Raw genomic sequence first — 14,147 nt, 5'->3', positions numbered from 1 at the left:
AGTGACGATAATGAACATTACCATTGAGCTAATTTCAGAGCCTCATTTGGAGTTCAATAATTCCTTTCTGCATCCGGATAAAAAGACGGGAATTGTAGAACATGGACCATTTGGGAGAACGGATCCAGCGCTTCACCCAGACAAGATCAAGGTCGGTATTGTAGGAACACGCGCGACATGTGAAGCCTGTCAGCAATGGATCAGTGTGTGTGAAACCTACATTGAGACAGATAGAACTAAAACAGAAAACTGGGAAGTTGATGATGACTCTGAAGAAAGTATTGAGCAAGAGGAACTTGCAAAACGCGATATTTTAGTAAAGGGGCTATCCCCTGATTTTATTGGCATAAACAGTACCACGAACTTCGCTTCAGAAATTGTTACTAGTGATCGTTGGGTCTCTACTTTTCAAGAGAGGGAAGCAAAAGCGATCGCCGATACAGAAAGCCATATCGAACGCGTTGAGAAAGCAGCTGACCTAATATCCGATCATATTAGTCAGATAGCCACAGCTTCACCGCATCCTAGCGTCATTCTGGTTGCAATTCCCAAAGTCTTATTTGACAAAGCTTCCTCAGCAAAGTTGCCCAACGGCAATTATTTGAATTTACGAAGAATTTTGAAAGCACGGTCTATGAAATGGGGGGTTCCCATTCAGATATTTCTGGAACCTACTTTAACTGGCAAAGACAAAAGCCTACAGGACAAAGCAACGCGAGCCTGGAACTTCGCTACTGCACTTTATTTCAAATGCGGTGGTGTTCCTTGGAAGGGTCATGGACTTGAGGAAGATACGTGTTACATTGGCATCTCTTTTTACAATACCGAGGATGAAAGAGGCAGAAATATCCTGCGGAGTGGCGTGGCCCAGGCATTTGACTATCTGGGGCAGGGGATTATTCTGCGGGGTGACCCGTTTGAATGGGATAGCAGCGAATATGGACGAACCCCTCATCTGAAAAGGGAAGAAGCGTGTAACCTAATCACCAACACCTTGAATGAGTACAAAAGAATCAGACGGTTGCCTCCCCGAAGGGTTGTAATTCACAAGTCTTCTCGGTATTGGGGGAAGGAACATACTGCATACAATGAACTCGATGGTTTTATGGAGGGCATCGAGACCGTCAACCCAGATGCGAGCATCGATCTGTTAACACTGAATAAAAGTGATATCCGTCTAGCTCGCGAGGGAAAGTATCCGCCAATTAGAGGCACGTATGCCCTGATTGAAGACTCTCTTCCCATTATCTACACACACGGATTTACACCATACTTTGAGACGTATCCTGGTGTTCATGTTCCCGAGCCTTGGGCAATTATTGAGCGACATGGGGATAGTGGCCCACGTGAGCTTGCCACTGAACTGCTGGCACTCACTAAGATGAATGTCAACAACGCTGCCTTTTCAGATGGAGTTCCTATCACGCTTGCCTTCTCTCAACGTGTCGGAGATGTTTTGAAAGAAGTGGGACCAGAAATGACTGTACGTTCTGAGTACTCTTTCTACATGTAGACCAAGAACACCGTGCGCCACATGTAATGGTGGTTCAATCGGTTCTTTTGAACTTGTCTTTTGAAACATGCCTAACCAATTTCATCCAGCTTATCGAGATTGAACTTCTGGATAATTTCCTGCTGTTCCGCCTCCTTGAGCCATGCCTCAATCGCCTCATTCACGATCGCATTCACTGAAGAGTCCTTGATACCCGCGATCGCCTTTAACAAGCGATCGGTCTCCTCAGGAATATAGACCCGGATTTGTGGCTTAGCTGGCTTAGGCACTCGCTTAGTGACCTCTAAGGCGACTTTCTTATATTCCTTGCTTTAGCAATCTAGATCTAGGGATATTGCCTTTTTAGGGCAGTTGCCTTATTTTGTTGTCATTGTCAAAGCTTTCAGATCTGATGACGGCTGATCTGAAGCTGTTATTTGTGGAGACAAGCATGATTACTCTCACGTCCGATGAGGTCGTCCTCATCAAAACCATCCTGACGGCCCTCAGAGGCATCAAAGTTCGCGATATTGACCGAGCATTACTCACTCTCAGTAAGAACGATAGTTCTCGCAGGTCCGCTTCGGAAACACCTGAAACTACCGAGGAGGTATAGCCATGTTGGTTCTCAATGACGCTCAAGCGCTATTGGTAGAAAGCTTGCTTACGAAGATGCTAATCCGAGATCCCTACTCAGTAGCTGAATTGGAAGAAGCGCTTACTTGGTTTCAAGGAGAGGACGATCGTCGGGTCTCATGCCCTTTTGAGCAAGTGTGGAGCCGGAATTTAGCCCAAGAAATTGTTCGAGAACTGCGCAACCAAAGCTGAATGACCATGCACCTGGTTGCGCCATCCACCTTCCTGTCCTCTACGCATCCTCCATACCAATCTCTGAATCTGCTGCCAACTTGGTTCCTTTCAGAGAGGCGTATGGGGGATTTTTGCTCGAATGATACACAGCGTGGAAGGCTGACGCTCACTCTGCATTGGGTCACGTCTGGTATAAAACTGGTATAGACTTCTAAACCGTTCTCTGGAAGCCTTGTATACTAATAATTGAAGTCAGCTTCCCAAGCTGAATGTCGCCGGTTCGAGTCCGGTCACCCGCTTTCTGTCAATTTCTCAGGATTAGCTTGTTCTCAGGATTAGCTTGCTTCAACAGCGAGTGGGGCGGTTGATAGGACGACCTAGATTCGCAGACGGTCAGCAAACAGGGCGTCACGTCGCTTTTCTTGTTTCCTGTTTTGTGCGTTTGCATTCAGCCGCTCAATCAGAGGGCAGGGCGGCTAGGGCTGCTTCTGCAGAGGACCAACGCTGCTCTAAGCCTGGGGCTAGCATCCGCTGTAACCAGGCACTGAAGTCAGGGCTAAAGGTTGCAGCGGCTTCAAACTCGATGGTCAGCCCTCGTCGCGGCAGCTTCGCTGGCGATTGGCCGGTGATAATTTCCACGAGGGTGGCGCCGAGGCTGTAGAGATCTGAGACGGTCAAGGCCCGCCCCCCCATCTGTTCTGGTGGGGTATAGCCGTCGCTGCCAACTACTGTCAGGGCAGTGTTGCCGGAGGATAGGGCTTTGACGGAGCCAAAGTCCACGAGACAGACCTGGGGATCGCTGCTCTCCATCAGCAGCACATTGTTGGGGCGAATATCGCGATGAATGATGGGCGGCTCCATCTGATGCAGGGACACCAGCACCTTGAGAATAGCGCGGGCGATGATCTTGGCGTCGGCTTCGCTAAACTGACGGCCTTGATCGAGGTAGGTCTTGAGGGAGGTGCCAATGACGTAACTCTGCACTAGCACTAGGGCTTGGCCATCCTGGGGCAACTCGATTTCGAAATAGTGCAGAAACTGAGGCGTGGCGGGATGATTTAGTAGCTTTAGAGCTTCTACTTCCCGCTTAAACAAGCGCAGATCCCGGGGCTGGAGGTCTTCGTCGATAAACAGTAGCTTCAAAATGACGGGCGTATCCGTTTGTAAGTCCCGGGCTAGCAGGGTCCAGCGCCCTGATTTTCGTCCCAATTGCTGTTCTACTTCGTAGCGATCGCCGATAATTTGACCAGCCATAGGCGTTTCTTGATAGCCGGTAGATAGTATCCGGTTGATGAATTGGTTAGACTGCTATCTATCTTGTAATTGATTCTTGCCTAAGTCTAGGGAGGGGGAGTTGCTTTGGTGAAAACGCCCCCCTAAGTTGCTCCTGGCATTAGATGACCTTGGCATCAGAGCATCGCCTCAGCAGGACTAACTCACCCTATATTGCCCTACCCGCTCAATTTACCCAAGTCTTGCCAGGGCTGATGGCAAGAACCTGTCGTGGAGCGATCAGCGGGGTAGGAGCGGTGCTCTAAAATTTTCAATGCGATCGCATGTGTATTCCCATCACCACCCTGGCAGCAAATGCAGATTTTTGGCATTTTTCGCGCGGCGCGGCAGTGGCTCTCTCGCACCCCAGAACGGGCTTTAGACCAAGCCTACGAAGCGGCCCGGATGATCGAGGCCATCGAGAATGACCACTTCAGCGGCAACCCGATTTCATCAGCCTACGGCAACTACGGGGCCAGTGCCCAGGCCTACTTCGACGGCGAGCGGCAGAAATACCTGAACTTAATTCGGCTGCGAATGGCCGAGTTCCACTCCAGTAGCTCCCTGCTGCGAGTGTCGGATCCCAAAATCATGGAGATTCAGGTCTCCGATACCCGCCCAAATGGCCTCTCCGTGGATGTGATCGACAAACCCGCCATCTTCTTCCGCAAGCTGCGCTTCGTCGATGAGGTCCTGGCCCGCTACGGCAAGCTAGAATCACCCCCCCCCTCCCAGCGGGTGATTACCCTCCCCCCAGACCGCTCTACCTCCAGCAGCCTGTCAGCCGGCAATGGTGCCCCGCCCCCACCGTCCCAAAAGCCGCCCCAAAAGCCGCCCCAAAAGCCGCCAGAGTCAGAACGCGATCGCGACCGCACCGACGCCCTCTCCGACCGGGCCAGCGTCCTACCCCGCTCCATCCTCAGAACCGTTGACCGGATTCGCCAAGACCTCGATCCCAAAGCCGAAACCCAAGTCGTCAAAAAATTTCGCACCTCCAAGGTCAAAACCACCCTGGCCATCAAGTTCTTGCTGCTGCTGGTGATCGTGCCCCTGTTAACCCAGCAATTTTCCAAAAATTTCCTCGTCGGCCCCATCGTCGATTACATTCGAGCAGAAAACCAAGCCGGCGTCTTCCTCAACATCGAAATGGAAGAAGAAGCCCTGCACGAACTGCAACAATTCGAAGAACGGCTGCGCTTCGAAGTCCTCATCGGCAAAGTTGCCCCCATGCCAGAGCTAGAAATCGAGCAGACCGTGCGGGAGAAAGCCACCGAAATCGAAGAAGCCTATCGCCGCCGCAGCGCCGATGCCATCAAAAACGTCTTCGCCGACATGATGGCCGTCGCCGCCTTCATCACCCTACTAGTGACCCGTAAACGGGAAGTCAGTACTCTGAAAGACTTCATGGATGAAATTGTCTATGGCCTCAGCGACAGCGCCAAGGCCTTCATCATCATCCTCTTCACCGACATGTTCGTCGGATTTCACTCTCCCCACGGCTGGGAAGTCTTGCTAGAAGGGCTTTCCCGCCACCTTGGCTTCGCCGCCAACCGCGAATTCATCTTCCTGTTCATTGCCACCTTCCCCGTGATCCTCGACACCGTCTTCAAATACTGGATCTTCCGTTACCTCAACCGCATCTCCCCCTCCGCCGTCGCCACCTATCGCAACATGAACGAGTAGCCGGGTTGCGCTATAATCATCGATCGTGTCAACCGCATCCACTGGAGAACGCTGATGAGCCGCAAATGTCAACTCACCGGCAAAAAAGCCAATAACGCCTACGCCGTTTCCCACTCCCACCGCCGTACTAAGCGGCTGCAGCATGCCAACCTGCAAGAAAAGCGCGTCTGGTGGCCCCAAGGCAAGCGCTGGGTGAAGCTGCGCCTCTCCACCAAAGCCATTAAAACCCTACAGAAGAAAGGCCTCAGCGCCATGGCCCGGGAAGCCGGCATCGATTTGAATAAGTGCTAACCCCGGCTCATGCTTGCTGGCGTCAGTGGATACCAGTCTGCAGGCCAATGCCCCATGCAGGTCATCGCCCTAGAAAATGTGCCATCGGCCCAACGCGGGGGCAAAGAATTAAGCCTATTAGATGTCACTCGTGCTCTGGCTAAGGATTAAAAGCATGCAATCAGCCTGGTGCAACCGTAGATAGTAGCTGCCTGCCATTGCTCTCTTCTCTCCCCGAGCTTGACGACCTAGATGCACCTCATTGTCTTGGAAAATGAGCCGTCGACCCGTCGCGGTGGCCAGGAGCTTAGCCTGTTCGATGTCTGCCAGGCGTTAGTTAAGCGTGGACATACCCTGACCTTGCTCTATCGGCAACCAGGAAACTTGTTGGCAGCTTACCAAGATATCTGCCAGCAGATGCTGTCGGTTGAACACTACCGCCTGGATATGAAAAGGCCATTAGCATCCGGACGACAGCTATTGCAGGATTTGCGGCGTATCGCTATTGAGCCCAACAGCCTCATCTACTGTAATCAGTACCACGACAGCTTCTTTGCCTGGCTGCTTGCCCGCTTGAGAAGGCGGCCATTAGTTTGTCATGTGCGACTACCGCCCCCACCCAATCTAGGGTGGCAGTGGAGCCTGGGTATGCGAGGAGCCCATCGCCAGATTGCCGTCTCCCAATACACAAAATCTGAGTGGGTAGCGATTGGCTATAACGCCACACGCATTGACGTAGTGCACAATGGCATAGACATCCAAAGATTTACAGCAGCCGCTACTCTAGATGATGCCTATGCCCTACGCTCTCAATTGATCTCCCCTGCTTTCAATACCTCTGAGTATTACCTCATTAGTTATGTAGGGCGTCTCGATCGAGGTAAGGGCATTGAGACTTTGCTGCATGGATTCGCATTGGCACAACAGCAGTATCCGCAGTTGCACCTAGCCATTGCGGGAAAACCTCACAACGATCCTTCCAGCTACCTGCAGGAGCTAAAACGCCTAGCGACCAACTGGCGTATAGACGACTCAGTTACCTTTCTAGGGCATGTGGATGATCCCAGCCAAGTCTATCGAGCCAGCGATCTAGTCGTAGTGCCTAGCGAGTGGCCGGAACCGTTTGGTCGCACGATTATCGAAGCAATGGCATGCGGAGTTCCCGTTGTCGCTAGTCGCGTTGGCGGTATTCCCGAGATCCTCACCAAGGAATTTCAACAGCGGCTAGTCTCTCCTGGCAATGCAGCGCAGTTGGCGGCAGCCATATCCGATAACCTGACTTGGCGTATCACTGATCCTGATCTCGCTCAACGCTGTCGACAGCACATCGTAGCGCACTTCTCGTTATCACGGACGATCGATGGCATTGAGCAAGCCTTCGCACGAACCCACGCCACGTAACCCAGGCTTCTGGTTGAAACGCCTTCTATTTAACCGGGAAGATGCACTAAACTGGCTGGCCAACCTCATATTCTCCCAGAGTCCCATCAGCTTTTGGGAAACAGTAAGATATTACGGGAGGTTTTTCCCCGCAAATGCAACTCAGCTAAGGGATAGCGCTGCGTCAAGTCACTCACTTCAGCAAATTCTCCATACTGCAGCGTAGCCAGTAGCGCTTTGAGTTGTTCCAGACTAACGTCCGCGGCTTTGAGCGTACTCAGATTAGCCTCCATCAAGATATGGGGCTGCCGCTGTAATAACAGTTGGCGTGCGCCAGCTAGGCAATTGTACTCACTGCCTTCAATATCTAGCTTAAGAAATAGATTGCCGGGTAAGTCTCGCCATGGCAGCACCTCATCCAAACATCTGAGGGGCACCGTCAGTTGGCGATGGCGATGGGTGGCTGAAAATGCTGAAAATATTCCTGCAGATCCAGAGGTATCCTCTGGTATGAAAAATGTGACCGTACTGCTACGGCTGCCACAGGCAATCTCATAGACCTCGTAGTCGCAGCTAGCATTATCTGCCAAGGAACAGCGCACCAAATCAGCTAATACAGGCTGAGGTTCAATGGCAATGATGCGCCCGGTTTCCCCAACCAAGCCAGAGGCCACAATTGAGAAGCTACCGTGATTCGCCCCAATATCGATGAAGGTGTCGCCTGGCTTGAGAAACTTGTCGAGGGTAGCAGTTTCTTCGTTGGGATTCACCAGTTCGTTCACGACGCGAAGAAACCTGGGATCACTGAGGTTCACATAGATACTGAGCTGGTTGGGCAGCACTAACCGAGCTACATAGCTGGAAGACAGCCGATGGTTTAGATGCATCATTAACTGCAGGCACTGACGTCCTTTCTTGATGCGTTGGCTGCAACCAATGCTCTTTTGCAGAGCACAGTAATAGGCAAACAAGCGATAGGGCAGAGGCAGTTGCCGCCTTAGGGTAGCATCGTACATCCAAGCAACCCACTGCTGCTGAAACAGCCAATCCCCAGGACTATTCGGTTTACTCATGGATTCCTGCTACCAAGCTAGGCATTGCTCACAAAAGATGGCAGCTTACGCAGGATACGCAGTGCCTTATGGCCATATCTTAGGGCCGGATGGGTGTAGTAACGGCGCTGAGTGGCAGCCGCATTATAAGTGGTGTCCCATGTTTGCAGAGCTGCAGGGAGATCACCAGTCGCCCCCACCATCTGCCAAAACCGTTCAAAGTCTTGCTGGGCTTGCTCTAGATGAAAGGTCATTGTGTGGGATTTATCCGCCAAGAATGCCTCAATATTGGTATTGACCGTTTCACAGTAGTCTAGGCATACTTTGATCGGATCACTTTCGGGTGGGCAGTCAATGAGCACGGCGGAACGATAAGCAGTGATAATGCCAAAATCGTAGCGTTTAGCAAAGCTATGAGCCGTGTCGAGGGGATTTCGCTGTAGGTGCACGTAAAAGGCGTTGTCCCCATAAACTTGCTCGAGGCGGCCTAAAAACCAAGACAAGCGGTTATCGGCTTCAATATGGTTTGGCGGATATTGCAGGCGAGCAGGCCCCAGTAAGTGAACCCGCGATTCATGGGCAGCGCTATAGTTACGAATATGCTTACAGGCCTTAATGAACGTCGTCGAGCCACAACGCCCGGTATTGAGTATAAATACATTCATCCTTGCGACATCACTTGATTTTTCATTCTGGGTAAAAGATGGGAGGACCCATGCTCCCGGCTTGCATCATTCGCAACCAACAGGTCTACTTCTCTGGCAGCAGCCGCTCCACTCTAATCTCAAGGTCTGGAAAGGCTAGTGGATTAATATTGCCTGACGCTAAGGGCTGCACCTGACGATAGATGCTGGCGTCCGGGTGTCGGTGCACCCAGAGCTGACGATTGGGCACATCCACCACCCAGTATTCAGCAATGTCGTCTCTAGCATAAAGCGTAGCTTTTTCTTCCAGATCAAAGACCAGGGTCGAGTTCGAGACTTCAATGACCCAATAGACATCCTCTGGCCCTGGATGCCGCTCATCGTAGCGAGATTCAGGGGGAGTCACGATGGCAATATCGGGTTGGGGTTCGCCATTGCTGGGTAGGGTGATAGGAGCAGTGGTGAAGACTACTGCTCGATCCCCCAGAAGGGTTTCTAGATATCTGGCTCCTCGCCGATAGGTGGCCCGATGAATCGGCAGCTCTGGAGCCATTTCAACCACGTTTCCGTTCAAGAGTTCGACCCGCCGGTCTGCCAGCAGACCCGCCGCAATCATGCGGTGGTAGTCTGCAACGCTCCATTGGGTTAACGTCCGAGTCATGGCAGAAATGCCGCAAGGGTATACCAGGTCTCTTTAATTTTAAGGGCAGCGCCACCCGGACTTCAGATAGAGGGCTCTGTTTCCTGGCCAGGGTTAACGCTCTGGATTCCCGCCACGCCCTCCGGGCACACTCCGTGAGCCGCGGGAATGACGGAAGTGTGATCTGTTGGCAGCTGAATTGTCATTGGAAAGCATCACCGTCATTCCGGGCAAGTCATGAGATTTTTGCCCGTCAACCCAGGCAAAGCGTTACCCTGTCAGCAGATACAATGATTAGCATTTCAACCGGCTAGCTTAAATGGCTACGACAACTCAGCGGCTGACACTCAGTGACTACCTGGCTTATGACGACGGTACAGACACTACCTATGAGTTGGTGAATGGGGAGCTGGTCCCGATGACGCTGGGAATGGGGCAGCATGGAGAGATTGCCGACTTCATAAATACCTGTTTTCGTCATGAAATCAAGCGGTTGGGGCAAGATTGGGTGTCAAGGCAAATGGTCATTGGCATCCAGTCCCCGCGAGGTGACCGCTGGGATACCGTTCGGATTCCGGATGTTGTGGTCTTATCGCTAAGCCAATGGCAGGAACTGCAGAATCGTGAGGCGGTTATCCACCTCCATGAGCCTCCCCCTGTGCTGGTGGTAGAAGTTGTTAGCGAATCTACTAAAGGTGCCAATTACCGGGCCAAACGGGCAGAATATAGTGTGCTTGACATCCCTGAATATTGGATCATCGATCCGCTGGCGTCAAAAGCTACCATTCTTACGCTGACTGAAGGCTGGTATGACGCAGCTGAGTTCACCAACTGTGATGTTGTGCAGTCACCGACATTTCCAGAACTCGAGATCACTGTAGAGGAGATTTTACGCGGCGATTTGTCATAAGGATAAGGTACCGACTCAACATCACCGCGATAAAGATGGCTGTCATTCCGGGCAAGCACAGCGCCACCCGGAATCCAGGCAGAGGGCTTGGTTTCCTGGCCAGGGTTGACGCTCTGGATTGCCGCTACGCCCTTCGGGCACGCTGAGTGCAATGTATACGCTACGGGAGCGCGAAACGCGGGAATAACGGGAGTGTGATACATGTATGATCAATTTAGGTGTCTAGGCTCAATCAGGTACAAGCTATGTTGCGGGAAACCCTGAAGCAAGAAATTGATCAGCTTAGCGAGAGTCAACTCAGAAAAATTGCTGACTTTGTGACCGTGATCAAGCGTCAAGCTCATAAATTAGCTGGGAATATTCCGTTTTGGCAACGTGCGACCCCTGCTGAGCGAGCTGAAGATTTTCGGTCATGGATTGCACAACTTCCTGAGACCCGCCTAAGCCTTCCAGATGAGGCGTTTGACCGTAGCAATATCTATGAGTAATGACCAAGTACTTGCTAGATACCAATATTGTCTTGCGGTTTAGTAACCCGTCGGATGAACAGCATCGTTTAGTCACTGAGGCAGTCGCAACTCTGCTAATGCATGCAGATGAGTGCTACCTAACAGCGCAAGTCTTAATTGAGCTTTGGGTCGTTGCCACGCGTCCAGTTGATGTGAATGGTTTAGGGTGGTCAGTTGAGCAAACGCATAACATCATTGCTCAACTGCTCGAACGTTTCCCGGTTGCTGAGGAAAGACCGCAGATTTTTTCAACTTGGTTGGCTGTAGTCACTAAGAATCAAATAAAAGGTAAACGGACTCACGATGCACGTATCGTAGCTGTAATGACAACCTGCGATATTAGCCACATTCTCACCTTAAATCCGGACGATTTTACAGGTATGTCGGGTGTTGCGGTTGTGCATCCCCAGGAAGTCATCACTAAAGTTTAGGAACACCACGAACACTCCCTCAAGATTGCTGTAAACCTTGAAAGCCTTTGTCTTGACAGCTCTTTAAGATTTTCTTTGCAAATTAGCTCTAAGGAAGCAGGGGGTGTGGGAGGGGCAATTCGCGAGAATCCTCCCTACAGCATTTCCTTACTGGGTGAGGTACAGCCTATCTCCTAGTATCAAAGGTTTTACGGTCATCCGTGTACCTCACTAGTGTTAAAAACGCTGTATCCCGATTTAGGCTGTCTCGTCGCTTGTCGACTGTGACATAGAATTGATCAATGCTCTCAGCACTTTGTTGACCGATAATGATTTCCTGCGGCTCGTATACGGAGTGAGCCTAATCATCGAAGATGATCGCGAGAGAGAGTCCCATGATTCCGGACAAACGTAGCGCGACCCGGAATCCAAGGGTTCACTTCATCCCCTTAAATAGAGTCATTGGCATTCACAAAGAGTGCTCCGGAGCATTATCCATTTGAACTCTCCTGTGGTGTGACCACAGACAACACGGCAGTGCGAATCTGTGGTGCCAGACTAATTGCTTGAACTTTGCGAAACCAGCCTGCGGCTAAATCATGCTGGTTTTTCATATAAAATTTTGCCTTCTCGTAATGCAGTCGTCACGAAAGCGTTCGGCACGGCTGACCATGCTTGAATTTCAGCCGGTGTCCATACAGTAATATCTTTACTTGGGAAAATGCCTGCGAGGGCTTTGTAATAACGGGGTGATCGCTGATGGCGAGGCAGTTCCGATTCTTCTACAACCAGCAAGTCCAAATCGCTTTCGATGTGGGTGTCTCCCCTGGCTTGAGAGCCGAATAATACTACCTTCAGTGGTGCGCCAGCTGAGCGTAACCGCTGGACAATGTTCGTCAGCAGGGTTTGATCAATAGCTGGAGAGTTAGGGGTGGGCATGGTAATTCTGCCGTTGAAGCGTGACCTGGGGCGGGTTGAACAATCCCAGATTATGTTTACTACCATACTTGCATTATGGCAGTGATACGTATGACAGCTGAATTATCATTGGAAAGCATGACCGTCATTCCGGGCAAGGGCAGCGCGACTCGGAAGCCAGATAGAGGTCTCTGTGTCTCTGCCGAGGTTGATTCTCTGGATTCCCGCCGTCGCGGGAATGACGGGAGTATTGTCTGCTCAGCAGAGTGCTGTTCTCCTTCCGCCCCTTGTGGGAGGAAGGAGCTAGAGGATGGAGGGGAACTCAAGCACAGCGCCACCTCGTGATGCCCGTCTTCCCCCGCCACAGAAGGGAGCAAGGGAGCTAAGCTGCGGCCAAAATCTGCTGGTTGTGAAATTTGTTGGCGGAGGAGTAGGAGTAATCGTGCCTAAATATACCGAACCTGATTTTGCATTTCATCTGAGGTGACTTGATTGAGAATAATGAGCAACCTTTGTGCAATCTCTTGAGGAGAACGACGCACAGCAAAAATAACTCCATAGTGCATACGACCTGAATCAAAGTAACTCTGCACAAGTTCTTCGAAGTCAGTTCTATTGTGAGTAACCAGAGTCCTGCCTTGACTCACAGCATAGGCAAGTTGCTCTGCATCGGTTGCATGAAGTTGTTCCGCATCTCGTACAGTAATGACGTCAAATCCCCTTGCTTGTAGCAAGTCGGCCACCAATACGTTGACATCTTCATCTAAATACAGACAGACAAATATGCTGCTCACACATCCCTAACTAATGGATCAATTAATTCGCCAGGAATGCGATTTTTTTCAATAAATTGATTAATTTCATCTTGATGGTCGCTGTAGTAAGTTAAGGCTCCAAAGACCTGACTTAAGGTTAGGTGTGGCAGTCCTTTGGGGATTTCCTCGGGGATAATACCCATGCGCCAGGTTTCAACAATTGCCCTAACAGGTGTACGAGTTCCCTGGATAATAGGCTCTCCGTGGAGGATCTCATCATCCTGAACAACATAAATATATTCCGTTGTTTGAATCATCCTAACCTCTCAGGTCACGGTCTCTACCATATCTGCATTATGGCAGTGATAGATTCCAGGATGATTTCTCCATTGCTGGTCTTCAGGCAACCTACTGCGAAAGAAACTCGTCATTCCGGGCAAGCGCAGCGCCACCCGGAATCCAGGCAGAGGCCTTTGAGTCGTCGCTGAGGTTAACGCTCTGGATTCCCGCCGCCGCGGGAATGACAGGGGTGTGTTTTCTTCGGGCCTCAACATCATCGCGATCAGGCTAGTCGTCATTCCGGGCAAGCGTAGCGCGACCCGGAATCCAGATAGAGGCCTTTGAGTCGTCGCTGAGGTTGATTCTCTGGATTCCCGCCACGCCCTCCGGGCACACTCCGTGAGCCGCGGGAATGACGGGAGTGTGATACGTATGGCAGCGGAATTATCGTTGGCAAGTATCACCGTCATTCCGGGCAAGCGCAGCGCGACCCGGAATCCAGGCAGAGGGCTCTGAGCCGAGGCTGAGATTTATTCCCTGGATTCCCGCTATGCCCTCTGGGCACGCTCCGCGAGGCGCGGGAATGACGAGAGTGTAGTTTTCTCAGGTAGCTAACCTACTGCGAAGGAGAGTCTTGTCATTCCGGGCAAGCACAGCGCCACCCGGAAGCCAGGTGGAGATTTACGCTATCCGGTAGATTTCCGATGCATGACTCTTCGCCATGGATCCCCCTCTTCCCCCGACCCCTACTTCCACCAAGGGAGCAGGGGAGCTGAGCCATTCCCTGTCTGCTTCAAATAAGTAGAGCAATCCCATAAGTAATGACAGAGCGTATCAGATCATGGCAGCTTCATGAACATGAGCTAGACTGGCGGCATAGGTTCCCAACCATCAGAGATAGATACGTGTATCTGCAGACCGATTGATAGCACCAAAAAGATTTAAGCGTCCCTGATCGGTTTTTGAGTAGAAGTGGGTAGCCTATAGCCTTGGTTGATGATTTATAGTTTTGAAGGCTTCTTAGAGAGCGACAACCCTCTCCACTAAGCCTTTCGGCCTGGCTCAGTTAGCCCTCTTGGGTCGGCCGCCTACAGGACACAGCCCCAATCTACGCGAGCCTCAG

At 51.3% G+C, this 14,147-nt stretch carries 17 protein-coding genes; 9 read left to right on the top strand and 8 right to left on the bottom strand.

The annotated features are described in order from the left end of the window. Positions 1-10 precede the first annotated feature (10 nt). Positions 11-1,513 (top strand): argonaute/piwi family protein, encoded by a 1,503-nt coding sequence (locus XM38_RS06185; RefSeq protein WP_080810445.1) that lies wholly within the window; start codon positions 11-13, stop codon positions 1,511-1,513. A gap of 71 nt (positions 1,514-1,584) precedes the next feature. Here the strand turns inward: XM38_RS06185 and XM38_RS06180 are convergent, their stop codons facing one another. After that, positions 1,585-1,782: a ribbon-helix-helix domain-containing protein gene (locus XM38_RS06180; protein ID WP_080810446.1), complete on the bottom strand. Its 198-nt coding sequence runs from the start codon at positions 1,780-1,782 to the stop codon at positions 1,585-1,587. A gap of 161 nt (positions 1,783-1,943) precedes the next feature. On the opposite strand from XM38_RS06180, the gene XM38_RS25810 reads away from it, so the two are divergent. Further along, positions 1,944-2,108 carry a hypothetical protein gene (locus tag XM38_RS25810; protein WP_187329306.1) on the top strand — a complete coding sequence of 55 codons (165 nt, stop codon included), beginning with the start codon at positions 1,944-1,946 and terminating at the stop codon, positions 2,106-2,108. Positions 2,109-2,110: 2 nt separating this feature from the next. After that, on the top strand, positions 2,111-2,320 hold the full coding sequence (locus tag XM38_RS06175; RefSeq protein ID WP_080810450.1) for a hypothetical protein: 210 nt from the start codon (positions 2,111-2,113) through the stop codon (positions 2,318-2,320). 438 nt (positions 2,321-2,758) lie between these two features. Here the strand turns inward: XM38_RS06175 and XM38_RS06165 are convergent, their stop codons facing one another. Beyond that, positions 2,759-3,556: a serine/threonine protein kinase gene (locus tag XM38_RS06165; RefSeq protein ID WP_080810452.1), complete on the bottom strand. Its 798-nt coding sequence runs from the start codon at positions 3,554-3,556 to the stop codon at positions 2,759-2,761. A gap of 333 nt (positions 3,557-3,889) precedes the next feature. Here XM38_RS06165 and XM38_RS06160 point away from each other — a divergent pair, with 333 nt between their 5' ends. The 3 genes from XM38_RS06160 to XM38_RS06150 all read left to right on the top strand — a co-directional run bounded on the left by XM38_RS06160 (position 3,890) and on the right by XM38_RS06150 (position 6,928). After that, positions 3,890-5,257 (top strand): proton extrusion protein PcxA, encoded by a 1,368-nt coding sequence (locus tag XM38_RS06160; RefSeq protein ID WP_088429339.1) that lies wholly within the window; start codon positions 3,890-3,892, stop codon positions 5,255-5,257. 54 nt (positions 5,258-5,311) lie between these two features. Continuing rightward, positions 5,312-5,548, top strand: coding sequence for a 50S ribosomal protein L28 (gene rpmB / locus XM38_RS06155; protein WP_080810456.1), 237 nt, complete (start codon positions 5,312-5,314; stop codon positions 5,546-5,548). A gap of 231 nt (positions 5,549-5,779) precedes the next feature. Beyond that, entirely contained in the window at positions 5,780-6,928 is a 1,149-nt protein-coding gene (locus XM38_RS06150) for a glycosyltransferase family 4 protein (RefSeq protein ID WP_088429337.1), read from the top strand. 86 nt (positions 6,929-7,014) lie between these two features. On the opposite strand, the gene XM38_RS06145 is transcribed toward XM38_RS06150, so the two are convergent. The 3 genes from XM38_RS06145 to XM38_RS06135 form a co-directional block, all read right to left on the bottom strand. Continuing rightward, a complete protein-coding gene (locus XM38_RS06145) occupies positions 7,015-7,980 on the bottom strand; it encodes an FkbM family methyltransferase (protein ID WP_137455027.1) in 966 nt (321 codons plus the stop codon). 17 nt (positions 7,981-7,997) lie between these two features. Beyond that, a complete protein-coding gene (locus XM38_RS06140) occupies positions 7,998-8,624 on the bottom strand; it encodes a hypothetical protein (protein ID WP_202978830.1) in 627 nt (208 codons plus the stop codon). An 85-nt stretch (positions 8,625-8,709) separates the two neighbouring features. Further along, on the bottom strand, positions 8,710-9,264 hold the full coding sequence (locus tag XM38_RS06135; protein ID WP_088429335.1) for a Uma2 family endonuclease: 555 nt from the start codon (positions 9,262-9,264) through the stop codon (positions 8,710-8,712). 298 nt (positions 9,265-9,562) lie between these two features. Here XM38_RS06135 and XM38_RS06130 point away from each other — a divergent pair, with 298 nt between their 5' ends. The 3 genes from XM38_RS06130 to XM38_RS06120 all read left to right on the top strand — a co-directional run bounded on the left by XM38_RS06130 (position 9,563) and on the right by XM38_RS06120 (position 11,093). Further along, positions 9,563-10,153 carry a Uma2 family endonuclease gene (locus XM38_RS06130; RefSeq protein ID WP_080810462.1) on the top strand — a complete coding sequence of 197 codons (591 nt, stop codon included), beginning with the start codon at positions 9,563-9,565 and terminating at the stop codon, positions 10,151-10,153. A 245-nt stretch (positions 10,154-10,398) separates the two neighbouring features. Next, a complete protein-coding gene (locus XM38_RS06125) occupies positions 10,399-10,641 on the top strand; it encodes a hypothetical protein (protein ID WP_080810464.1) in 243 nt (80 codons plus the stop codon). Then, positions 10,641-11,093: a type II toxin-antitoxin system VapC family toxin gene (locus tag XM38_RS06120; protein ID WP_080810465.1), complete on the top strand. Its 453-nt coding sequence runs from the start codon at positions 10,641-10,643 to the stop codon at positions 11,091-11,093. Before XM38_RS06125 ends, XM38_RS06120 begins: the two co-directional genes overlap by 1 nt. A gap of 576 nt (positions 11,094-11,669) precedes the next feature. Here XM38_RS06120 and XM38_RS06115 read toward each other — a convergent pair. From XM38_RS06115 to XM38_RS06105, 3 genes are all read right to left on the bottom strand, one after another. After that, a complete protein-coding gene (locus XM38_RS06115) occupies positions 11,670-12,011 on the bottom strand; it encodes a nucleotidyltransferase domain-containing protein (RefSeq protein WP_088429333.1) in 342 nt (113 codons plus the stop codon). 425 nt (positions 12,012-12,436) lie between these two features. Next, on the bottom strand, positions 12,437-12,784 hold the full coding sequence (locus tag XM38_RS06110; RefSeq protein ID WP_088429331.1) for a DUF5615 family PIN-like protein: 348 nt from the start codon (positions 12,782-12,784) through the stop codon (positions 12,437-12,439). Beyond that, positions 12,781-13,062, bottom strand: a complete 282-nt coding sequence (locus tag XM38_RS06105; protein ID WP_088429329.1) for a DUF433 domain-containing protein — start codon at positions 13,060-13,062, stop codon at positions 12,781-12,783. Before XM38_RS06105 ends, XM38_RS06110 begins: the two co-directional genes overlap by 4 nt. Positions 13,063-14,147: the final 1,085 nt, after the last annotated feature.

The sequence above is a fragment of the Halomicronema hongdechloris C2206 genome, from assembly GCF_002075285.3.
Taxonomy (GTDB): domain Bacteria; phylum Cyanobacteriota; class Cyanobacteriia; order Phormidesmidales; family Phormidesmidaceae; genus Halomicronema_B; species Halomicronema_B hongdechloris.
This window is presented reverse-complemented; position numbering and strand designations above follow the sequence as displayed.

What these genes read in the sequence shown, in the direction of transcription:
- XM38_RS06185 (WP_080810445.1), top strand. Translation starts at nt 11, where the DNA reads ATGAACATTACCATTGAGCTAATTTCAGAGCCTCATTTGGAGTTCAAT.
- XM38_RS25810 (WP_187329306.1), top strand. Translation starts at nt 1,944, where the DNA reads ATGATTACTCTCACGTCCGATGAGGTCGTCCTCATCAAAACCATCCTG.
- XM38_RS06175 (WP_080810450.1), top strand. Translation starts at nt 2,111, where the DNA reads ATGTTGGTTCTCAATGACGCTCAAGCGCTATTGGTAGAAAGCTTGCTT.
- XM38_RS06165 (WP_080810452.1), bottom strand. Translation starts at nt 3,556, where the DNA reads ATGGCTGGTCAAATTATCGGCGATCGCTACGAAGTAGAACAGCAATTG.
- XM38_RS06160 (WP_088429339.1), top strand. Translation starts at nt 3,890, where the DNA reads ATGCAGATTTTTGGCATTTTTCGCGCGGCGCGGCAGTGGCTCTCTCGC.
- rpmB (WP_080810456.1), top strand. Translation starts at nt 5,312, where the DNA reads ATGAGCCGCAAATGTCAACTCACCGGCAAAAAAGCCAATAACGCCTAC.
- XM38_RS06150 (WP_088429337.1), top strand. Translation starts at nt 5,780, where the DNA reads ATGCACCTCATTGTCTTGGAAAATGAGCCGTCGACCCGTCGCGGTGGC.
- XM38_RS06145 (WP_137455027.1), bottom strand. Translation starts at nt 7,980, where the DNA reads ATGAGTAAACCGAATAGTCCTGGGGATTGGCTGTTTCAGCAGCAGTGG.
- XM38_RS06140 (WP_202978830.1), bottom strand. Translation starts at nt 8,624, where the DNA reads ATGAATGTATTTATACTCAATACCGGGCGTTGTGGCTCGACGACGTTC.
- XM38_RS06135 (WP_088429335.1), bottom strand. Translation starts at nt 9,264, where the DNA reads ATGACTCGGACGTTAACCCAATGGAGCGTTGCAGACTACCACCGCATG.
- XM38_RS06130 (WP_080810462.1), top strand. Translation starts at nt 9,563, where the DNA reads ATGGCTACGACAACTCAGCGGCTGACACTCAGTGACTACCTGGCTTAT.
- XM38_RS06125 (WP_080810464.1), top strand. Translation starts at nt 10,399, where the DNA reads ATGTTGCGGGAAACCCTGAAGCAAGAAATTGATCAGCTTAGCGAGAGT.
- XM38_RS06120 (WP_080810465.1), top strand. Translation starts at nt 10,641, where the DNA reads ATGACCAAGTACTTGCTAGATACCAATATTGTCTTGCGGTTTAGTAAC.
- XM38_RS06115 (WP_088429333.1), bottom strand. Translation starts at nt 12,011, where the DNA reads ATGCCCACCCCTAACTCTCCAGCTATTGATCAAACCCTGCTGACGAAC.
- XM38_RS06105 (WP_088429329.1), bottom strand. Translation starts at nt 13,062, where the DNA reads ATGATTCAAACAACGGAATATATTTATGTTGTTCAGGATGATGAGATC.